The 19,245-nt window shown below is 57.2% G+C and carries 18 protein-coding genes; 7 read left to right on the forward strand and 11 right to left on the reverse strand.

The window, feature by feature from the left end; all coding sequences use genetic code 11:
- The first annotated feature begins 6 nt into the window (after window positions 1-6).
- Complete coding sequence (kduD, locus tag EY643_RS07160) at window positions 7-768, forward strand: 2-dehydro-3-deoxy-D-gluconate 5-dehydrogenase KduD (RefSeq protein WP_152661557.1); 762 nt, start codon at window positions 7-9, stop codon at window positions 766-768.
- Here kduD and EY643_RS07165 read toward each other — a convergent pair.
- Genes EY643_RS07165 through EY643_RS07190 form a run of 6 tightly spaced genes read right to left on the reverse strand, consistent with a single transcriptional unit; the run spans window position 765 to window position 7,882 of the window.
- Window positions 765-2,768, reverse strand: coding sequence for a hypothetical protein (locus EY643_RS07165; RefSeq protein ID WP_152661558.1), 2,004 nt, complete (start codon window positions 2,766-2,768; stop codon window positions 765-767). The genes kduD and EY643_RS07165 overlap by 4 nt on opposite strands.
- 23 nt (window positions 2,769-2,791) lie before the next feature.
- Window positions 2,792-3,946 (reverse strand): galactokinase, encoded by a 1,155-nt coding sequence (galK, locus tag EY643_RS07170; protein ID WP_152661559.1) that lies wholly within the window; start codon window positions 3,944-3,946, stop codon window positions 2,792-2,794.
- A complete protein-coding gene (locus EY643_RS07175; protein ID WP_152661560.1) occupies window positions 3,939-4,985 on the reverse strand; it encodes a UDP-glucose--hexose-1-phosphate uridylyltransferase in 1,047 nt (348 codons plus the stop codon). The genes galK and EY643_RS07175 overlap by 8 nt, the downstream gene beginning before the upstream one ends.
- 8 nt (window positions 4,986-4,993) lie before the next feature.
- A complete protein-coding gene (locus EY643_RS07180; protein WP_152661561.1) occupies window positions 4,994-6,220 on the reverse strand; it encodes an aminotransferase class III-fold pyridoxal phosphate-dependent enzyme in 1,227 nt (408 codons plus the stop codon).
- A 10-nt stretch (window positions 6,221-6,230) separates the two neighbouring features.
- The gene (locus EY643_RS07185; RefSeq protein WP_152661562.1) at window positions 6,231-6,926 is read right to left on the reverse strand and encodes a class II aldolase/adducin family protein; all 696 of its coding nucleotides are present in this window, start codon (window positions 6,924-6,926) and stop codon (window positions 6,231-6,233) included.
- Complete coding sequence (locus EY643_RS07190; RefSeq protein ID WP_152661563.1) at window positions 6,923-7,882, reverse strand: carbohydrate kinase family protein; 960 nt, start codon at window positions 7,880-7,882, stop codon at window positions 6,923-6,925. The genes EY643_RS07185 and EY643_RS07190 overlap by 4 nt, the downstream gene beginning before the upstream one ends.
- A gap of 223 nt (window positions 7,883-8,105) precedes the next feature.
- Between EY643_RS07190 and EY643_RS07195 the strand changes: the two genes are divergently transcribed.
- The gene (locus EY643_RS07195) at window positions 8,106-9,119 is read left to right on the forward strand and encodes an AraC family transcriptional regulator (RefSeq protein WP_152661564.1); all 1,014 of its coding nucleotides are present in this window, start codon (window positions 8,106-8,108) and stop codon (window positions 9,117-9,119) included.
- Window position 9,120: 1 nt separating this feature from the next.
- Here EY643_RS07195 and EY643_RS07200 read toward each other — a convergent pair whose 3' ends face one another.
- A complete protein-coding gene (locus EY643_RS07200) occupies window positions 9,121-9,645 on the reverse strand; it encodes an aminoacyl-tRNA deacylase (RefSeq protein WP_152661565.1) in 525 nt (174 codons plus the stop codon).
- Between the two features lie 84 nt (window positions 9,646-9,729).
- Window positions 9,730-10,752, reverse strand: coding sequence for an isoaspartyl peptidase/L-asparaginase family protein (locus EY643_RS07205; protein ID WP_152661566.1), 1,023 nt, complete (start codon window positions 10,750-10,752; stop codon window positions 9,730-9,732).
- A 77-nt stretch (window positions 10,753-10,829) separates the two neighbouring features.
- Between EY643_RS07205 and EY643_RS07210 the strand changes: the two genes are divergently transcribed.
- Window positions 10,830-11,876, forward strand: coding sequence for a phosphotransferase (locus tag EY643_RS07210; protein WP_170287314.1), 1,047 nt, complete (start codon window positions 10,830-10,832; stop codon window positions 11,874-11,876).
- Between the two features lie 426 nt (window positions 11,877-12,302).
- On the opposite strand, the gene EY643_RS07215 is transcribed toward EY643_RS07210, so the two are convergent.
- Entirely contained in the window at window positions 12,303-12,995 is a 693-nt protein-coding gene (locus EY643_RS07215) for an anti-sigma factor family protein (RefSeq protein WP_152661568.1), read from the reverse strand.
- Between the two features lie 13 nt (window positions 12,996-13,008).
- Window positions 13,009-13,512, reverse strand: a complete 504-nt coding sequence (locus EY643_RS07220; protein ID WP_152661569.1) for an RNA polymerase sigma factor — start codon at window positions 13,510-13,512, stop codon at window positions 13,009-13,011.
- Window positions 13,513-13,716: 204 nt separating this feature from the next.
- Here EY643_RS07220 and EY643_RS07225 point away from each other — a divergent pair, with 204 nt between their 5' ends.
- Window positions 13,717-15,462 carry a S8 family serine peptidase gene (locus EY643_RS07225; protein ID WP_240732849.1) on the forward strand — a complete coding sequence of 582 codons (1,746 nt, stop codon included), beginning with the start codon at window positions 13,717-13,719 and terminating at the stop codon, window positions 15,460-15,462.
- A gap of 1 nt (window position 15,463) precedes the next feature.
- Here EY643_RS07225 and EY643_RS07230 read toward each other — a convergent pair whose 3' ends face one another.
- Window positions 15,464-16,393 carry a surface lipoprotein assembly modifier gene (locus EY643_RS07230; protein WP_240732850.1) on the reverse strand — a complete coding sequence of 310 codons (930 nt, stop codon included), beginning with the start codon at window positions 16,391-16,393 and terminating at the stop codon, window positions 15,464-15,466.
- A 153-nt stretch (window positions 16,394-16,546) separates the two neighbouring features.
- Here EY643_RS07230 and EY643_RS07235 point away from each other — a divergent pair, with 153 nt between their 5' ends.
- The 3 genes from EY643_RS07235 to EY643_RS07245 all read left to right on the forward strand — a co-directional run bounded on the left by EY643_RS07235 (window position 16,547) and on the right by EY643_RS07245 (window position 19,182).
- Entirely contained in the window at window positions 16,547-17,302 is a 756-nt protein-coding gene (locus EY643_RS07235; RefSeq protein ID WP_152661571.1) for an esterase/lipase family protein, read from the forward strand.
- 109 nt (window positions 17,303-17,411) lie between these two features.
- Window positions 17,412-17,684 (forward strand): DUF3144 domain-containing protein, encoded by a 273-nt coding sequence (locus EY643_RS07240; protein WP_152661572.1) that lies wholly within the window; start codon window positions 17,412-17,414, stop codon window positions 17,682-17,684.
- Between the two features lie 19 nt (window positions 17,685-17,703).
- The gene (locus EY643_RS07245; RefSeq protein WP_152661573.1) at window positions 17,704-19,182 is read left to right on the forward strand and encodes a pyridoxal phosphate-dependent decarboxylase family protein; all 1,479 of its coding nucleotides are present in this window, start codon (window positions 17,704-17,706) and stop codon (window positions 19,180-19,182) included.
- The last annotated feature ends 63 nt before the right edge of the window (window positions 19,183-19,245 follow it).

The following is a 19,245-nucleotide window of genomic DNA, read 5'->3' on the forward strand; positions in this document are numbered from 1 at the left end:
CTGCATATGATCCTCGATCAATTCAAACTCGATGGCAAAGTGGCGATTGTCACCGGAGCATCTCGCGGCCTGGGCAAGGGGCTGGCCCTTGCCCTGGCGGAAGCCGGAGCGGATATTGTCGGTGTCGGCGTGTCCAACTCTGCGGCAACAGGCAAGGCAGTAGAGGCACTCGGTCGCCGCTATCTCGAAGTGACAGCAGACCTCACTGACAAGGCCTGTGTGGCGGATATCGTCGATAAGACTAAGACTGCATTCGGCCGCATCGATATATTGGTAAACAACGCCGGCATCATCCGCCGCAACGATTTTGTGGATTTCAGTGAGCAGGATTGGGACGACGTCATGGACGTCAATCTGAAAACCCTGTTTTTCCTGTCACAGGCCGTCGCCAGGGAATTTATTGCCCAGGGGGAGGGCGGCAAGATAGTGCATATTGCGTCGATGCTCTCTTATCAGGGGGGGATTCGCGTGGCGTCCTACACCTCGAGTAAGTCCGGAGTGAAAGGTCTGACGATGTTGATGGCGAATGAATTGGCGCAGCACGGTATCAATGTGAACGCGATTGCACCTGGATACATGGCCACCGACAACACCGAAGCACTGCGCAGTGACGAGCAGCGCAACACGGAAATACTCGCTCGCATTCCAGCGGGCCGTTGGGGCATTGCAGAAGATCTTGCCGGCGCAGTGGTTTACCTCTCCAGTGATGCGGGCAGCTACGTGCAGGGGCACACCCTGGCAGTCGATGGGGGCTGGTTGGCGCGCTAAAGTGTAACGCTGTGTGTCAGCCCATCGTAGGCGATCTCAACCTGCTCTGAACCGTAGTCGGTGTTGCCCGCAGGGCATTCATAGCGCGGGTAGTCTGACGTGTTAATCTCGGTACCTTCAACCCGCAGAGGACCCTCCCAGCCCGCGTTGAATTCACCTACGCTGGGAGATTGGTAGGTAATTGCCAGGCCTTCCACGCGGAGCTCTGCCGAGCTAACGGCTTCGATAAAGCGGTCAAAGCTTGTGTAGTCGACACGCCGTCCCATTTCCACCAGCCAGATATTCTGGCGACCCCATGCCACCAATTCACGGCCCGCAAATTCACCGCCGGCTTTCCAGTGGCATCCGTTGCTGGAGTAGAGCGCGATAAAACCGTCGCCTTTTTCACCGAATACCCAGTTACCGCGTTTAACGACAGTGTCGAAACGCTCCTGGGGGAAGAAAGCGTGGGTAAACTCCAGCGTTTCAGCCAACAGGATCGTGGGCGCCCTGGGGGTGTTGTAGATGATGGCGGCGACGTTGCGATGCTGCAGGGCACGGGGCATGAAACCATTGCCATGCCAGAATCCGTCTGGCGCCTTGTCGCCCCAGCCGCCCGGGTGAGTGGTAAAACACACTGCCTCGTCATCCAGAGTTGCTTGCCAGATGTGGTGCTGGTCACCGCCGTAGGAAGGGCGATAGTCCTGGGCACTGCTGAGCATGTAGTCCGGGGTACGGAATGTGTGGATGTTCACCTCGGTCATGGCATTGCGCGAGATGTCCTTGCGCAAAATCCAGGAGACCAGCCGGGTCAGGCCAATACGGCGACCTACACGAATAGACGTTCTAAAGGGCGCAAATTCGAGGAAAAACTGATTCTGCCACCAGTTGAATTCGTCCAGCATCAGGGCCATGTGGTCGATGGTCTTTGGGTGACAGTAGCCGCCGTATGAAAGCAGGCCCATGGCACTTTCGGTATCCATTTTGCCGTAGCCCCATTTGGCGGCGTCGTCGAAGCTGATGCTTGCACGCTGGCGTGACTCCCACGCATCGCGTTCGGTGTCGTTGGCAATGCGGTACAGCACTTCGGGCATGCGGTAGCCAGACAAGGCAAAATATACAGCGCTCATATTGTCTTCATTGGCAAAGGCGCCCAGGCCGAACATCAGCTTGGATGTGTCGGTTGTCGACTCTTGATAGGGGTTCAATTTTTCCCTGGTGTAACTGCGACCATGACTACAGCTGAACAGCCCTTTGTAGCTGTTCACTGCCATGTCGTAGAGCATCAGATCTACCACCTTTCCCGCACGCTCACCCAGTTCGCGGTCAGCGGCAAAGTCGAGCATATTAAGAAGCGGGGGGAAGTCCTCGTCGTAGTAGACATGGGACAGCCATTCACTGAAGCCGGTACGGAAACGCAGCTCCAGCCACTTTTCGATACGCTTCGCCGCGCGGGCTTGCTTGGTGCTGCCCAGATCGCCTGAGTTGGTGAACACATCTTCGGGATAGAGCTGGCCAGCGAGGTATTCACAGGTGCTGAAAATAATATGGTGGTTTTCAGTCCAGTAGCACATGGAGTCAATGCCCGGCTCATCTGGCCAGTATTTGAATCCGAGGATTGTACTGTGAGCGCGGGTGCGAAACTTGTCAGAAAGTGCGGGGCTGTCCCATAGCTGCAGGCGGATACGCAACAGGCCGGCCATGATGAAATCAGCGCAGTCATAGCGATGATCGATATAGTCGAGAGCCGCAAACAGGATGCCCTCATGCACCGCGGTTCTTCCTTCACTGATGCGAATCAGTTCGTAGAAAAATCCTTTTACCGTATCAACCCCGGGGTTGTTTAAAGCGAACTCGACAAACGCTGAGCGACGATCCTCATAGTTCTCGGCGAAAGACTCGGTACAAAATGCATCGAGGCTTCGCTCGGTGGGATAGCCTTCGGGGGCTGGGCCGATATTACCGAGTTTGAAGTCCTGCACGCCGGACGTCGCGGCGAACTCATGGTTGTAGTCAGTCATTGGGCTCTATTATTGCTTATACATTAGCGGACCAACGATACCCCTGCGGAGGGTCTGGTCAGGTAAATTGTGGGGTCCAGGCCAGTTTGGACATGGTATTGGCTTTCTACGGCCTCAATGGCAGTAGCGACTCTTTCTTTAGCCAATAGCGCCACGACGCAACCGCCGAAGCCACCACCGGTCATGCGCACGCCGCCATGCTCTCCAGCGACGCCTGCGAGAATGCCCACCAGGCTGTCAATTTGGGGGGTAGTGATCTCAAAGAGATCGCGCATGGAGTTGTGACTGGCTTTCATAAGCGCGCTGACGGCGGCTATATCGTTGCTGGCAAGTGCTATTTGGGTATCGTGAACACGCTGGTTTTCTTCGAGTACATGGCGTGTGCGTTTGGCCACCACTGGGTCCAGTTCCTGTTCGCGTTTGTTGAATTCTGCCAGTGTCAGGTCGCGCAAGCTGCTGAGGCCGAAGTGCGCCGCTGCTGCTTCGCACTGTTGACGTCTGGTGTTGTATTCACTGTCTACCAGGCCGCGTTGCACGTTGGAGTTCACAATCATCAGCGCCAGTGATGAGGGAATGGCCTGGGGTGTCAGAGACAGGTCGCGGCAGTCGATAGCCACGGCAAAATGCTCCCGCCCAGTGGCCGAGATCAGTTGGTCCATAATGCCGCAGGCACAGCCGACGAAATTGTTTTCCGCTGCCTGACCAATGAGCGCAAGATCCACTGGCGCGATCTCCACGCCAAACTGCGCTGCCATTGCGCTGGCCAGCGCAACCTCCAGCGCGGCGGAAGAGCTCAGCCCGGCGCCCTGAGGGACATTGCCCGTAATCGCAATATTGCATCCCGACAATTGATGACCACGCGCGAGCATTTCCACGCAGACCCCGCGGACATAGTTGCTCCACATCTGGGTTTCGTGGAAGGCAATGCTACTGTCGAGAGAAAAGCTATCTGTCTGGCCGTCCCAATCGAGGGCCAGGGTGTGCACTTCGCGGTCATCGCGGGGCGAGATGGCGACGAGGGTGTGGTACTCCACAGCGCAGGGGAGGACAAAGCCATCGTTGTAGTCGGTGTGCTCGCCGATGAGGTTGACGCGACCCGGTGCGCGAGTGATGTGCACCGCTTTGCTGCCGAAATGTTCGCGAAAACCCAGTTCAATCGCGGGCAGTAGCTCAGACATTAGTGGTGCCCTTGTAGTGAGCTTTGCTTTGCTCGCGCAGGCGTTCTGCTGCCTGTTCTGGGGTCAGGTCACGCTGTGCTTCAGCGAGCATTTCATAGCCGACCATGAACTTTTTTACCGTGGCGGAGCGAAGCAGAGGAGGGTAGAAGTGCGCATGCAGCTGCCAGTGGTCACACGCATCGTCACCGAAAGGTGCGCCGTGCCAGCCCATACTGTAGGGAAAAGAGGTGTTGAATACATTGTCGTAGCGTGTCGTCAGTTCTTTCAGTATGGCCGCCAGTGCGTCTTTTTGTGACGCCTTGAGATCGGTCATACGCGCGACCCTGAAGCGCGGTAGCAACAATGTTTCGAAAGGCCAGGTAGCCCACCATGGCACGACCACCAGCCAGTCCTCGTTAAGGCATACTGTGCGCTCACCACTAGCCACTTCTCGCTGGGCGTAGTCGAATAGCATGACGGTGTTTTTGCGGACCAGATAGTCGCGTTGTGAATCGTCCTCCCTGGCTACCAGAGTGGGCAATCCGTCGCTGGCCCAGATCTGGCCGTGTGGGTGGGGATTGGAGCAGCCATTGATGGTGCCCTTGTTCTCAAATACCTGGACCCAGCGATAGTGTTCGCCCAGTTCCCTGTATTGCTCGCACCATGTGTCGATGAGGCAAACAATATTCTGCTCGGCCATTTGTGGCAGGGTGAGATCATGGCGCTCGGAGAAGCAAATCACCCGGCATTCGCCGCTTATCGGTGCACTGCGGAACAAGTCGTCGTTGCCTTCGAAAGCAGGAGATGTCGCGGTGATGGCGGCGAAATCGTTATTGAAAACGTAGGGCCCGCGATAGTCCGGATTCCTGTCTCCACTGGCCCTCTCATTGCCAGCACAGAGATAGCAGGCGGGGTCGTGCGTGAGGGCTGGCTCAGATTGGTCTTCTTCCAGCTGTCCCTGCCAGGGGCGTTTTGCCCGATGCGGCGACACGAGCACCCAATCCCCGGATAGGGGGTTGAACCTCCGGTGGGGATGTTCGCTGGGGTCGAAGTCTGTCACTGCCGGGATTAACCGAACTGCTGTTTTAGTGCTGCGAAAGCACCTTCAGTGCGCTGCAAAGCCTCTGCAATGACTTCCTCAGTGTGGGCGGCGCAGATAAACATATTGTGCCAGGGGTGTAAGTAAACGCCGCGCTGCACGGCTTCGGCGACGAAGAAGTTGTTCTTCTCCCACATGTCGTCGTCTTCGAACAATACCAAAGGCATTTGCGAAGGTCCGGTCTGGCGCAGTTTGAAACCGTGGGCTGTCGCCAGCTCATCAAGGCCAATGCGCAACTGGTCGCCGGCACTTTGTATTGCTTCGATAGCGCCTTCTTCCTCGATTGCTGCGATGGTTGCAAGTGAAGCGGCAAAAGAGACCGAAGCGAACCAGAATGAACCAGTGGTGTAGATCTGGCTGGCCCCTTCGCGGAACTTGTCGTTGCCGGTAACAACCGCAAGAGAATAGCCATTGGCCACGGACTTGCTCATTGCGCAGAGGTCAGGTGTCACTCCTACAGTTTCCCAACTCGAACCCAGGGTGAAGCGGAACGCGCAGCGCACATCGTCCAGAATGAGGGCAGCACCTGTGCTGTCACACAACTGGCGAGCCGCCTTGGCGAAATCTTCGGTGGGCCATTCCTGGTCCACGAAGACATCGTGTTTGAAGGGCGAGACGATTATTGCTGCGAGATCGTCGCCGGCCTCGGCAACGGCGGCGCGGAGGCTTTCGATGTCGTTGTAGTTGTAAGTCAGCTGGTTTTCTCGATCGGCCGGAGACACACCTGCCATGTTCGGTGTGCACCAGGGCGCAGCGCCGTGATACGCGCCGTCTGCGACAATGACTGTATTGTTGCCGGTCTGGGCGCGGGCCGTCATCAAGCAGATTGTGGTGGCGTCGGTACCGTTCTTGGCAAACATGGTCCAGTCGGCATGGGCGACCTTGCTGTTAAAGGTTTCTGCAAGTTCCAGCATCAAGGGGCTGGGGCCGGTGGCCGCATCGGCGATACTCTGTTGCTTGATGGCAGCCTCATCGACCTTTGGGTGGCAGTAACCCAATAGATTAGTGCCGTAGCCACACATAAAGTCGATGTATTCGTTGCCATCCGTATCCCACAGGTGGCCGCCCTCGGCGCGGGCGAAAAACTGGGGGTGCTTTGGCGACAGGGACGCAGAAGCCTGATGGCCGTAGACCCCGGAGGGGAAAGCAGTTTGCGCGCGCTCGCGCAGCTTGAGGTCGTTCTCGATCTCGTACATGTTTTTGTTCCTAGTCTTCGTTCAGTTTATTGCCGCTGGCCAGGTCTTCGCGCTTGGCCTGCTGTCCGTAGCTGGCGAATGCCACCAGTACATCGTCCATTTGTTTTTTGTCCAGGATGGCCGGGCCACCGATGGCCAGAGTGCCCCAATAGCAGTGTGCCTGCTCTTCTACCAGCTCTGCCAGTTTCAGCGCACCGTTGATGTCGAATCCTGTTGCCAGCTGACCGTGATTTGCGAGCAGGCAGGCAAGAGACGTGGACAGCGCCTCGACGTTTGCATCGGAGAGTTCCTGACTGCCGAAAGTGGCATAGTCCGCGAGCGGAATGCCATAGCTGCCAGTGGCTGCAACCATATAGTGCATCGCCGGAATTGCCTTGCGGGCACAGGCCAGCATGGTGGCATACGGCGAGTGGCAGTGAACGACTGCGGTGATACCAGGTTTATTGACGTATACGTCGGCGTGCATTTTCCATTCGCTGGAGGGTGTGAGTTGGTCTTCTGCCGGGTCGCCATCCAGCGACATATATACAATGTGCTCTGGCAGCAGTTGTTCTGGTGCCACGCCCGTGGGGGTCACCAGCATGCCGTCTCCGGTAAAGACTGAGACGTTGCCGGAGGTGCCTCTGTTCAGCCCCTTAACGCCCAGCGCTACCAGCGTGTCCACAACTGCCTGACGGCTCTCGAGGTTGTTGCTATAGAGGCTCATGCCTGTGCCTCCACCGGCATGGCGCCCGCCTGCATGATGGCGATGGTGTCCTCGAAGTTCCCGACGGCGCCGTCGGAACCGACCGCAGATGCCACTTGAGCGGCCGTGGCAGCGGCGAAAAGGGCAGCATCTTCAGCGGCCATTCCATTGGCGAGGCCCACCTGAAAACCTGCGCAGTAAGAGTCTCCGCAGCCGCTGGTGTCCACGACGTTGACGTTGGCCATGACCGGGATCTTTGCCACGAGGCCGTCCTTGTTGGTGAGATAGGCACCGTCGCTACCGCATTTAATCAGGCAGCCAAAAGCACCCTGTTGCATAAAGAACTCAGCGGCAGCTTCAACAGTGCTGGCACCGGAGATTTCAAGTGCTTCGTCGATGGAGGGCATGAAGTAGTCCATGTGCGGGATAAGAGCTCTGACGGCGTCCGGTGTTTGAGGCCCTGGTGAAATGAGGTCGCCCGTGATTGTCGCGCCGTTTGCTTTTGCTTCCGCCAGAATCTCGGCCCCGGCGGGACCATCGTAGTTGAACAACAGGCCGATGCCCCCCCAGTGGACGTGGTCGGCGTTGACGATGCGAGCACGAGCCTCTGCGCTGATATCCATCAGCAGGAACGCGCCAGGTTGGTGCCAGTTGGGCCTGCCACCGTCGCTGTTAATGGGCAGAATCGTGGTTGCGGTTGGCAGGTCATCTCTCACTTGCAGCAGAGATGCATCTACGCCTTCCTGTTGCAGTTTGTGGCGAATGAGGAAACCGGCTTCGTCTTCGGCAATGGCACCGATGAGGCTGCTCTGCATGCCCAGGCGCGCGGCGGTTACCGCGGGCGCCGCGGCGGTGCCGGCTGCACACAGGTGAATGTTCTGGATCACCTCCGTGCTTTCACCTTGCGGGATGCTGTTGATCGGGTACCCCACGATGTCGAGGATCGTGGCGCCGACGCTGACGAATGATTTAGCCATCGGGCTCTCTGCTCCGGGTTTTATTGATGAGTTACATAGTAGGGGGCTCTGGTCAGTAGTGGGAGGGCGAGAAAATCCAAAAACTGGTCAATTTCAGTCAAATTTCGACACCTGAGGCATGGCTCACGAACTGGCGGCTGAGGATTGAGCCGGATTCGGTCGACTACTGGTCAATTTCAGTCATTGTTCTTACACTGCTTTTCTCATCTCACGGAGCTGCTCAATGGGCGCAGATAAAAAATGTATTCCTCCTTTCATGTTTAACCTGATGGTTCGCGTGATGGAACAGGAGGGGTATTCGGCCGACGCTTTGATAGATGGCCTGGCGTTCAGCCTGGATCAGCTGGCGTGCGAGGATACGCGGATTTCCTTTCACGATGCTCTGTTGATGATCGAAAACGCCTACCGCATTACGGGTGACCCGGCCCTGGGTTTGAAAGTGGGCATGGCAGTGAATATTGGCGATTGGGGCATGATGGGCTACGCAGTGGCGAGTTGCGGCACCCTTTGGGAGGCGCTTCAAATCGGCCAGCGTTTCAGTCGGGTTGCCACCCGGCTGACTGACAATCGCGCAGAGCCTGAGGGTGACTACATCAGCCTCAGTTCAAGGCCTCTCTATACAGCCGGTGACGCAGAACGCTTTCTGATCGAGGAAGATCTCGGTGGCGTGGTTGGTTTGCTGCACCGGTATATGGGCGATGGTGTTTATCCTCGAGAGGTGCGTTTTAGCTATCCAGCGCCGAGTTACGTTGAGCTCTATGAGGCCCATTTTCGCTGCCCGCTCAAGTTCGAACAGCCACAGAATTGTATTCTCTGGGGTAGCGAACTGATGGAGCGGGCTGTGCCGTCGCGCAACCCCGCAGCCACAGAGATGGCGATTCGTCATTGCGAGGCACTGATTGCCGAAGAGGACGACCGCGGTAGTGTTGTCGACAGGGTGCGCTCCCGACTGGTGCAGGAGCCAGGTCGCTACCCTGCGATTCAGGAAGTCGCTGCGGATTTCAATATGAGCGAGAGCACCCTGCGCCGCGCGCTGAAAGAACACGACTCATCCTTTCAGTCGATACTCAACGATGTGCGGCGCAAGCTGGCTATCGAGTACCTGACCACGTCACGCCTGAAGCTGGACGAAATTGCCGTGCTAGTCGGTTATACCGACCTCAGTAATTTCCGCCGGGCCTTCAAGGGCTGGACGGGCCAGGCGCCGCTTGAATACCGGCGCCAGGGGGCGCGCTGATTTAGCCAGGTTCGCCCCAGAACTCGTAAGAGTGATAGGCGAGGTAGTCGTCGCTGGGTTGGCTGATCACCCCGTGAGGGAAGCTGTCAAACAGGCGATGAAAATCATCCCGTTCAATTTCGATCAGCCCCTGGTGATCGCCCGCCTCAAAAAATACGCTGGGTTGCTGCCCGAGGTCTTCGTCCCACACCATATCAAGCTGGTAGGCTTGGCCGAATCCAGGCACTGCGCCCAGTTCACAGTCGGGAAAAACCTCGACCAGTTCAGCTTCGCGGGCGAGTACCGCATCGGTATGTGTGTTGTCGCGCACCCAACCAAGATGAACCCGATTACACGCTGGGGTCAGGGCCACCAGATAGCGTCCGTTGCGCTTGTCGCGCAGCAGTACGGACTTGGCCACCCGCGCGGTGGAGAGGTGGGCGGCGTGGGCCGAGTCGGCGGCAGATTCAGTGTGGCGATGATCAACTGTTCGGTAGTCGGTCTGGCTGAGGCGCAGGAAGTTATCCAGCCTGGGTGCTGTGCTCATAGTGTGACCTCCCTTGAAGGTCTTATCAGTATGGCAAAAGCCCCAGCGGGGCTTAGATCAATTCCCGATATTGAACTGCCTGCTTTAGTTCTGCTTGTAAATTCCGGTCTCCAGCGCGCTGCTACTGGAACGCGAAGCGCGGTACATACCTGCCGTATTGAAACTCATGCTGATATTGCCCAGCGCGTCCAACACGATAACACCGCCGGTGCCACCCGCGGGGAGCAACACATCCTGGATGACATGCTCCGCCGCTTTTGCGGCGGGTATGCCCTGGTACTTCACCCGGGAGCAGATGTCCGCGGCGACGTGATAGCGGATGAAGTATTCGCCGTGACCCGTGGCAGAGACGGCACAGCTGGCATTGTCTGCCCAGGTGCCGGCGCCGATAATCGGTGCATCGCCAATGCGACCATAGCGCTTGGCGGTCATTCCCCCGGTGGATGTGCCCGCGGAGAGATTACCGTTGGCATCCAGAGCGACCGCGCCCACAGTGCCGTATAGATACGCTGGAGGAAGTTCGTTGACCTGTGCCTGGTAGTCTTTGCCGAGGGCCTCCTGTTCCTTTAACTTTTCTCGGGCTTTGAGGAGAGACTGGTGGGCGCGCTCGGTGTTGAAGATCTCGTTGTCGACCATCACCATTCCCTGGCTTCGCGCAAAGGCCTCGGCGCCTTCACCCATGAGCATGACATGAGGGGATTCAGTCATGACCAGGCGGGCGAGGTCAATGGGGTTGCCGATGTGGCGTACGCCGGTTACTGCACCTGCTTCCAGCGTGGCGCCATCCATGAGGGACGCGTCGAGTTCGTGCTTGCCGTCGTACGTGTAGACGGCGCCGTGGCCGGCGTTGAACAGCGGTGAGTCTTCGAGGATCTTAATGGCAGCGATGACTGCGTCCATCGACGCGCCGCCGCGTTCGAGCACCGCGTAGCCTGCATTGGTAGCCTCGCCCAGTTTTGCTCGCACGGCGGCTTCGGTTTCCTCGCTCATCTTCTCCTTGAGGATAGTGCCGGCACCGCCATGAATAGCTATCGCCAGCGGCGGCTTGGCAGAGACTTGGCATGACAGGGCAAGAAGCAGGGGTATCAGAATCTGAACTTTGCGCATGAATCGAGTTTCCATTCGTCGTATGTGCGGCAGAGCGTATTACACTTTGCGCTCTTTTCCTAAAAGGAGGGATGGCCATGGCCTTACCTTTTCCCGGTCACGCAGGCGAGATCTCCGATAATTGGCTCAGCGAAGCCCTGGGCCGTCGTGTACTTAGCCACAGCGTACTCGACCAGCACGATGGCACCACCGGTCGTGTCGCCCTGCAACTGGAATATGACGCGGGCGAGCGAGAGCGCGTATTCCTGAAACTACCGCCGGCGGATGAACAGCAGCGCGCATTTGTGCTTGCGACCGGCATGGGCGAGCGGGAGGCCCGGTTTTACGCAGAGTTGGCGGCAGATGTGCCTGTGCGAGTGCCGCGGCCACTCTACTCTGGCTGGGAGAGTGGCGGGGAGCACTATGCGATGTTGCTGGAGGATCTCGAGGCCACTGGATGCAGTTTTCGCAACGCCTCCGAACGCTATTCTCTGGACTACGTCCGCGCTGTGCTCTCCGCATTTGCCAAACTCCACGGGCGCTACTGGGAGACCCCGCGTTTCGCCGCTGATCTTGACTGGATGGAACCGCCACCACAGCACCCGATCGCTCCCGTCCTGGTGGCACAAGCACTGGAGTCTCACGCGGATCAAATGCCGCCGATCTTCGTCGAGATGTGCGAACTTTATATCCATCACACTGACGCAGTTCATCAACTGTGGCATCGAGGCCCTCACACCCTTGTGCACGGCGATGCGCACGACGGCAATATGTTCAGTGATGCAGGCGAGCCGGGTTTTCTCGACTGGGCCCTGCTGGCAAAGACAAACCCGATGCGCGATGTGGGCTACTTTCTGGCGGGCACTGTGCAGCCTGCGGATCTGGCGGACGGAGTACAGGACTTATTTGCATACTACCGAAATGCGTTGGAGGCAGAGGGAGTGAATACCCCGCCCGCTGCTGAGATGTACCGCGATTGCCAGTTGCATGCAGCCTACGTCTGGGTGGGCACGGTGACCACATTGGCCATGGGGGATGCCTGGCAGCCGGTCAGCTACGTTACCAAGACCCTGGAGCGTCTACATTTGGCGCTGGAGCTTTTGCAAACGCCGCGCGCATTAAAATCAGAACTTATTGATTTTTAAGGGAAAAATGTAAAATTCCACTAATCTTGAAAATTAATTGCAATTTTTTTGCGAAATTAGGGAATAAAACGGGGAGCACAGCCGTCAAGTAGTCAAAGTGGAGTGAAACACCGCTTGAGGTTGCAGTGGTGATTTGCCTTTTGGGTATGCATCACCGGCCCCAGAGGCCACCATAGAATGCTTGGCAATCACTGCTCTCCTCTACTTCTTTTGCCGGGATGTCCCTTGGGGGCGTTCCGGACCACAGCTCACAGAGCGGGGACCGCTAGCCCTCCGCGCTGAACTTCAGGGTCTGTCATCTACATGGGGTGGCAGGCCCTGTTTCTCTTCTGGGCCCTCTAAAATATTCCTGATCAATCTCTCTGGTGATTTCCAGGCAAAAAAATACCCAGCGTAGCTGGGCATCAAGACGGAACTGGCGTGAAATCAGTTCCAGTGATTCTCGATGAGCGCGGCTTCTTCTGCTGCACTCAGTGGGATGCTATCGGTCTGGTCGGCCAGGAAGTTGGCCACGGAGTCGGCGTCGGTTGCGCCGGCGGGACGGAACTGGGTGGCATCACCGGGGATCTCTGTGGCGGCCAGAACCTGTGTCTGCCATTCGCCAGCTTCCCGGCAGGAGACGCCACGAGACGCTTCGTCGGCTTCAGTAATCAGGAATTCGCGGCACCAGTTGCCTTCATTGTCCTTGAAACTCAGGACAGGGCGCACCTGGCTGCCGTTGTCGAGCGTTTCCCAGCCAGATGCCATGGAGGGGCTGGTTTCAAGCACCTCGGCCAGCATCTGTTGTGCGTTGGGCGCGCTCTGCCAGGTGGGGCTGATGGCCAGGCCAGCCGCAGCAACCAGGGAAGCGGCGATGGCGTATTGCCAGGCGGGGCGGGCCTTGCGCTGGGGCAGGGCAACCACGTTGCTCGCCGGGGTGAGCATGGCGCGCACACTGGCGGGGGCTTCGGCTGTTTGCTGGAGCGCGCTGCGAATCGCTACATCCTGGCCTTTCATTCGGTCCAGGGTGGCGGCCAGTTCGGGCTCTTGCTGCAGGCGCTGTTCGAGGGCCCGGCTGCTAAACACATCCAGTTCACCATCCAGGTACTGCGAAAGCTGTTGGTTGTCCTGTTCGTTCATCGTCTTGGTCTCGTCAGTCCGCCTCGGGCGGACTGTATATTTGTAGTAAGCTTTTTCTCGCTCTGGCTATCCTGCTCATGATGGTTCCCACTGGAACCTCAAGAATCTCCGCTGCCTCGGCGTAACTTTTCCCTTCTACTGTCACCAGGGTCAGGGCCAGTCGCTGTTCGTCAGGCAGTTGTTCCAGCGCCTTTGAAACTGCATCCAGTGCCTGTTCGCCTGCGGCGACAGTCTCGGTGGAGTGGGTTTCCTCGGCATCTTCAGCTGCGATGCTGGGGTAACGTTGTCTCACCTCGCGGGACCTGAGTTCGTCTATCCAGACGTTCTTGCAGACCCTGTAACTCCATTTAGCGGTATGCGCTTCTGCTGGAATTCCTTTATTCAGCAGTTTTTCTACAGTCGCCTGCAGCAGGTCATCCGCATCCGCGGCATTCCCTGTGAGGGAGTAGCAGAATCGGCGTAATCCACCCAGTTCGGCCATAAGGGCCTCACGTTGTGAATCGCTGAGCGATGGCATACGAATCCTGTTAGAATAAGTGACGTTTGGGCGGCGGATTTTATTCCATGAATTGGAATTTTTCTTGCCGAGAAACGTCTTTATTAGTGAATACGACGTTAATTTCAGGTGGTAAATACTACCATGGTTTCCTGCAAGTCATTGAAAATTCAGAATATAATTCCGTTTTTGCGTAATTGTACCTCTCTTCCCGCGGCTCTGATCGTGGCGCTGGCGCTCGTTTTGCCCGCACCGCTGGCCGTTCATGCTCAGGTTCCCGGTGCCTTGACCGGGGCAGAGGAACAGGTGGAAGACGACGTTGAAGAGGACGTAGAGGAGACCGTCGAGGACGAAATCGTCCAGGAAGAGGTGGAAGAGGCTATTGAGGAAGAGGTGGAAGAGCAAGCCGGAGAACTGGTGCTTGGCTATACCGAAGCGGCCTTCGAAGACAGCGTTGAAGAAGATGTCCAGGAAGACGTCGAAGAAGTGATTGAAGAGGAAATCGTTGAGGAGGCAGTCGAGGAAAACGTCGAAGAGACTGTCGAGGAAACGGTAGAGGAGCAAGTTGCTGAAACGGTGACTGAAGACGTTGAAGAAAATGTCGAGGAGACGGTGGAAGAAACCGTTGAGGAAACCGTCGCTCAGGACGTGGAAGAAATCGTTGAAGAGACGGTAGAGGAAGAAGTTCAGGAAGAAGTCGCAGAGGCTGTCGAAGAGGAAGTCCAGGAAGACGTCCAGGAGCAGGTTGCGCAAACTGTCGAAGAGAGCCTCGAGACCGGTGTCGAGCAGACGGTCGAACAAACCGTTGAGCAGAATGTCGACCAGGTCGTTGTTGCGCAGGTGGAGGTCGCTGTGGAAGAGCGGCTCGAGACCGAGATTGATGACATCCTGGATGCGGTCGAGAGCGACCTGGAAGTCGATGAAGAGCGAATTCACCGCGAGCAGTGGCTGGTAATGGCGGAGCCCGAGGTATTCGAGGAACTGACAGAGAAGGGCTATCTGTTTGACACAGTGACCGACTTGCCGGCACTGGGTATGCGTCTGGCGGAAGTAGCCGGCCCATCAAGTTTTGATATCACCGAAGTGCGCCGCGGCGTGTTGGACGTTGTCGGTAAAGACCGTGCTGAGGTCGATCTGAATCACATCTATACCGCTGGCACCCAGTTGGCGAGCGCTTCAGAGGGCGTTACCCCCCGTTCAGTCATGGCGCTGCCAAGCCAGGCTGAAGCGACACCGCGCATCGGTATGATTGATAGCTCGGTGGATACAGCGCACCCGGCGCTCGTCGAGTCTCAGATCGAAAGCCGGGTCTTTGTCGGCAAGGGCGCAGAGGTTCCCGAGTTCCACGGTACTGCGATTGCCTCGATCATCGCCGCCAACTCGCAGGATTATCAGGGGCTGGCACCTGGCGCTGAAGTCTATGCCGCCGGCGTTTTTGAAATCGACGAGGAGCACGGTGAAATCGCTTCGACGGTGAGTTTGCTCCGCGCACTCGATTGGTTGATATCTTCCGAAGTTGATGTCGTGAACATTAGTCTGGCAGGTCCGCCTAATCGTCTGCTCGAGGCAGCGCTTGGTCGCGCTCAGGAACAGGACGTTGTGGTGCTGGCGGCAGCCGGTAATGGAGGCCCGGTGGCGGGCCCAATGTATCCTGCGGCCTATGATAGTGTCGTAGCCGTGACTGCTGTGGACAGCCGTCACCAGGTGTTCCGTTTGGCTAACCGCGGTGAGTATCTTGATATTGCAGCGCCAGGGGTTGACCTTCTGCATGCTCAGGCCGGGGGTGGCTTTGTCGCTTCTTCAGGCACATCTTTCGCTGTTCCCTTTGCCGCCACTGCCGCGGCCAGCCTGTTGAGTCAGCGTCCCGATGAGGATGTGATGAGCCTGCTCTACGAATCAGCTGAGGATCTCGGCCCGCCAGGGCGCGACGATATCTACGGCCACGGCCTGCTGCGTCCCGCCGGCGGCTGATCTATTCCCAGCGCCAGGACAGGCGCGTGCCAACCACGTGCTGGTCGTAGGCCGCGCGTGGGAAGTTTGAGTCGTAATCTGAGTAGCCGCCGTAAAACTGCAGGGTGCCCCCGCTGAAGACAGGGTATTCAAGGTCAATTTTCCAGCGGTGGCGCTGGTCGTCCCGCTCTTCGTCAATGCTGGGAGTAATGCCGCTGTAGTCGCGATCCTCATAGCGCCAGGACAATTCCATTTTCAGAATATCATCCCACACTTCGAAGCGCTGTATATAACGCAGTTTCAGGTTGTGCGCCTTGTAATCGTAGCGGTCTGCGGTGGCATCTTCGTCTTTGAATTTGTAGCCCATGTTGAAATAACTGCGAAGACCCCGACGGAAGAAATAAAGATCAAACTCGCCTGCGTGACTCTGGGCATCTCGTTCTGCATTCTGGGCGATGGTTTTGTCAGAATAGACATAGGCGCCGCGAGCAAACCACTTCTTGGACAGGAAACCGGACACGTAGGGTGAGCCACGGTAGTACTCAAGAAAATCGTTCCCGTCGAGTTGAGCGTTGATGTAATAGAGCGCCAGGCCCGTGTTGACTGCGCCGAGGTCAGCACCGAGATCGGCGCCAATGAGATGCGTCTGGCGATCCAGCAGTTCGAAACGATCGTAGTTGGTCTGGCTGAAATTGTAGTTGAGCGACAGGTCCGTCGTCTCAGTGATTTGCTGGTCCAACTCCAGGTTGGCATCCATCGTGTAAGCGTAGTCGCTCTCATTACTGGTCGCGTCCAGTTCATCGACCGAGACGTTGCTGTCGTACTCCGCCCCAAGGCCTACTTCGGCAGAGAACTCTGTACCTGACGCACTTGCGGTGAAACTGGCGGGCATGGCGGCAACCGACGCGATAAGCGCGCAGGAAAGTCTAACCGTGTGTGAAGGCCATGCCATTGTGTTGCGTCCTGGAGGTGCCGGGGCCAGCGCTGTGGCGTTGCCTGGCGCATTAATCCACTAATAATAGCAAAAAGCGGGGGGAACCGAATCGAAAATACACACCAAAGCCAAGGTATACTGCGTGCATCCCTATCTATCCTGGTATGCGTCATGCCTGTTGTTGGAAAATTGATCAGCCAGCTGGCGCTGCCTGTCGCATTGATGAGCGTTATGGCCAGCGCACGGGTGCAGGCCGAAGACACCGTAGGAGCAAGAGCTGATCGCTGTGTCATTCTGCTACACGGTCTGTTTCGCTCGTCACTATCGCTCAAACCGATGCAGTGGTTTCTCGATCGTGATGGCTATACCACGGTTAATCTGAGCTACCCATCGCTGCTCCATCCGATACCCGAACTTGCAGAGGACGTGATTACCAATTCACTGCGAACCTGTCACGCCCGTGGTGCCCACAAGATTAATTTTGTCACTCACTCTCTCGGTGGCATTCTCGTTCGCCAATATGCCAGCGTACAGCCGATCCAGGGCATGCAGCGCGCTGTGATGCTCGGCCCGCCCAACGGTGGGAGCCAGGTGGCGGAGTACTACGGATCCATTGATTTTTTAAGCGCTATAGAGCCAATGGCGATTAGGCAACTGGGTACAGGGGAGGAGTCCATTCCGCGTAGTCTTGGGCCGGTTGAATTTGAACTGGGCGTTATCGCTGGTGGTGCCCGCGACAGCACATTATTGCCGGGCTTTCCCGATGAGCCCAGCGATGGCACCGTGTCACTGGCGGAGGCCGTGGTGCCCGGCATGCTCGACTTTCTGCAGATGCCGGTCACTCATACGTTTATGATCTGGAACCCGAAAGTCATGCACCAGGTTGGGTATTTTCTGGAGTACGGTACATTCGAACGAGAAATGTAGGCTGGGCGGTGTGCGTCCAAAAAAACGGAGGTTTGTAAGAATCGTCAATACAAAGCCAATTTAGTGTTAAAATTCGGCGCCTCTTTTATCTCATTACCGGAGTATTCCCATGTCAAAGACAGACGCTGAACTACACCACGAAACTATGAATCGCTTTATTGAGCTGGCCAATGCCGCCAAAGACGAAGGCGTCAGCCCCCATGTCGTCTCGGCAGCTATGATGACGGCCTCCGCTGTCTACGCCAGCTATGTCGCTGCTGGTAACGAGGGTGGTTTACATGACTCTGGTATCGACAAGGTTGTCGATGCGTATCGCCATCAGATGGAGCAGATTCAGGCGATGAAACGCGCCGAGCTGGAACAAAAGCAGCAACAGCAATAAGCCACTAAAAGGCTGTTCAGTGGGCGACAGTGAGAAATCGCTGCTAGAGCCAGCGGACTGGGATGCGTTTCGAAAGGAAGCGCACCGGGCATTGGATGTCGCGTTGGATTTTTCCCGAGACAGGGCTGAGCGCGCTGTCTGGACACCGCTTCCTGAACATGCCCGTACGGTCGATGAGCCCTTGCCGCGCGGGGGCGAATCGCTGCAGGAGGTGGTCGGTGAGGTAGAGCGCCGAGTCCTGCCGCACACATTGGGCAATACCCATCCTCGGTTCTGGGGGTGGGTCAACGGTTCTGGCACACCCAGCGGGATCGTATCTCAGCTTCTCACAGGCGCGATCAATGCCAATCTCGGCGGCAGGGACCACAGTCCCATTTATATCGAGCGCCAGCTCATTCGCTGGATGTGCGAGCTTTTTGACTTTCCTCTCGATGCCGGCGGGCTCATTTGCACCGGTACTTCCACGGCTACCTTGTACGGCCTCGCAGTGGCGCGTCATCGCGCGCTCGGAGCGGCGTCGCGTCAGCAGGGCAACTCGCAGTCGCCCCTGGTGGCCTACTGCTCAGCTCAGGCCCATGTGTCAGTCAGCAAGGCTGTGGAATTGATGGGGCTCGGGAGTGATGCGCTGAGGCCGGTTCCTGTGTTAGACGACTTCAGTATTGATTGCAGCGCGCTCGCCGACCAGATCGCCGCCGATGTTGAAGCTGGCCTGCAGCCTTTCGCAGTGATCAGCTCGGTGGGCAGTGTGAATACTGGGGCGATCGACGACTTGCAACAAGTGAATGCGATCTGCGAACAGTATCGCTGCTGGCATCATGTGGATGGCGCCTTCGGCGCCCTGATAAGCCTGAGCGAAACGTTGCGGCCGCGCCTCGCGGGTATTGAAAAAGCCGACTCTCTCGCCTTCGATTTTCACAAGTGGATGCATGTGACCTATTCCTCTGCCTGTCTGCTGGTGCGCGACAGGGAAGAACACCTCGCCACGTTTGCCACTGCACATTCCTATTTGCGAGGAGAGCAAAGAGGTGTAGCGGGCGGTGCACCCTGGCCGAATGATTTTGGTATAGATCTCTCGCGCGGCTTCGCTGCGCTGGGCCCGTGGATGCTGCTCAGAGAGATGGGCAGTGAACGCCTCGGTCTGGCAATCGAACGCAACTGTGAACAGGCGGCCTGGTTGGGTCGCACGGTAGATGAGCATCCGCAGCTTGAGTTGCTCGCACCGGTCTCCCTGAATATTGTCTGTTTTCGCTATGTGGCCAGTGGTGTTAGCGAAGAGCAGCTCAATCGCCTCAATCGTCATCTTGTGGTGGAACTACAGTGCAGGGGCATTGCCGTGCCCTCGTTTACCGAGCTTCACGGCACCACCGCTATCCGCGTCTGTATTGCAAATCATCGTACCGCGGAAGCAGATCTTCAGGCCCTGGTGGATGCCGTACCCCTGCTTGGTGAGGAACTGCTGCGGGCAGGGGGCGAGCCCGACGACTTCGCGGTCGATTAGCATTATTGAATTTATCCCTTTGCCAAGCTTTCCCGGCTTGGGCAAACTTACAGCGTCAGTGCC

The sequence above is a fragment of the Halioglobus maricola genome (genome assembly GCF_009388985.1).
GTDB lineage: Bacteria > Pseudomonadota > Gammaproteobacteria > Pseudomonadales > Halieaceae > Halioglobus > Halioglobus maricola.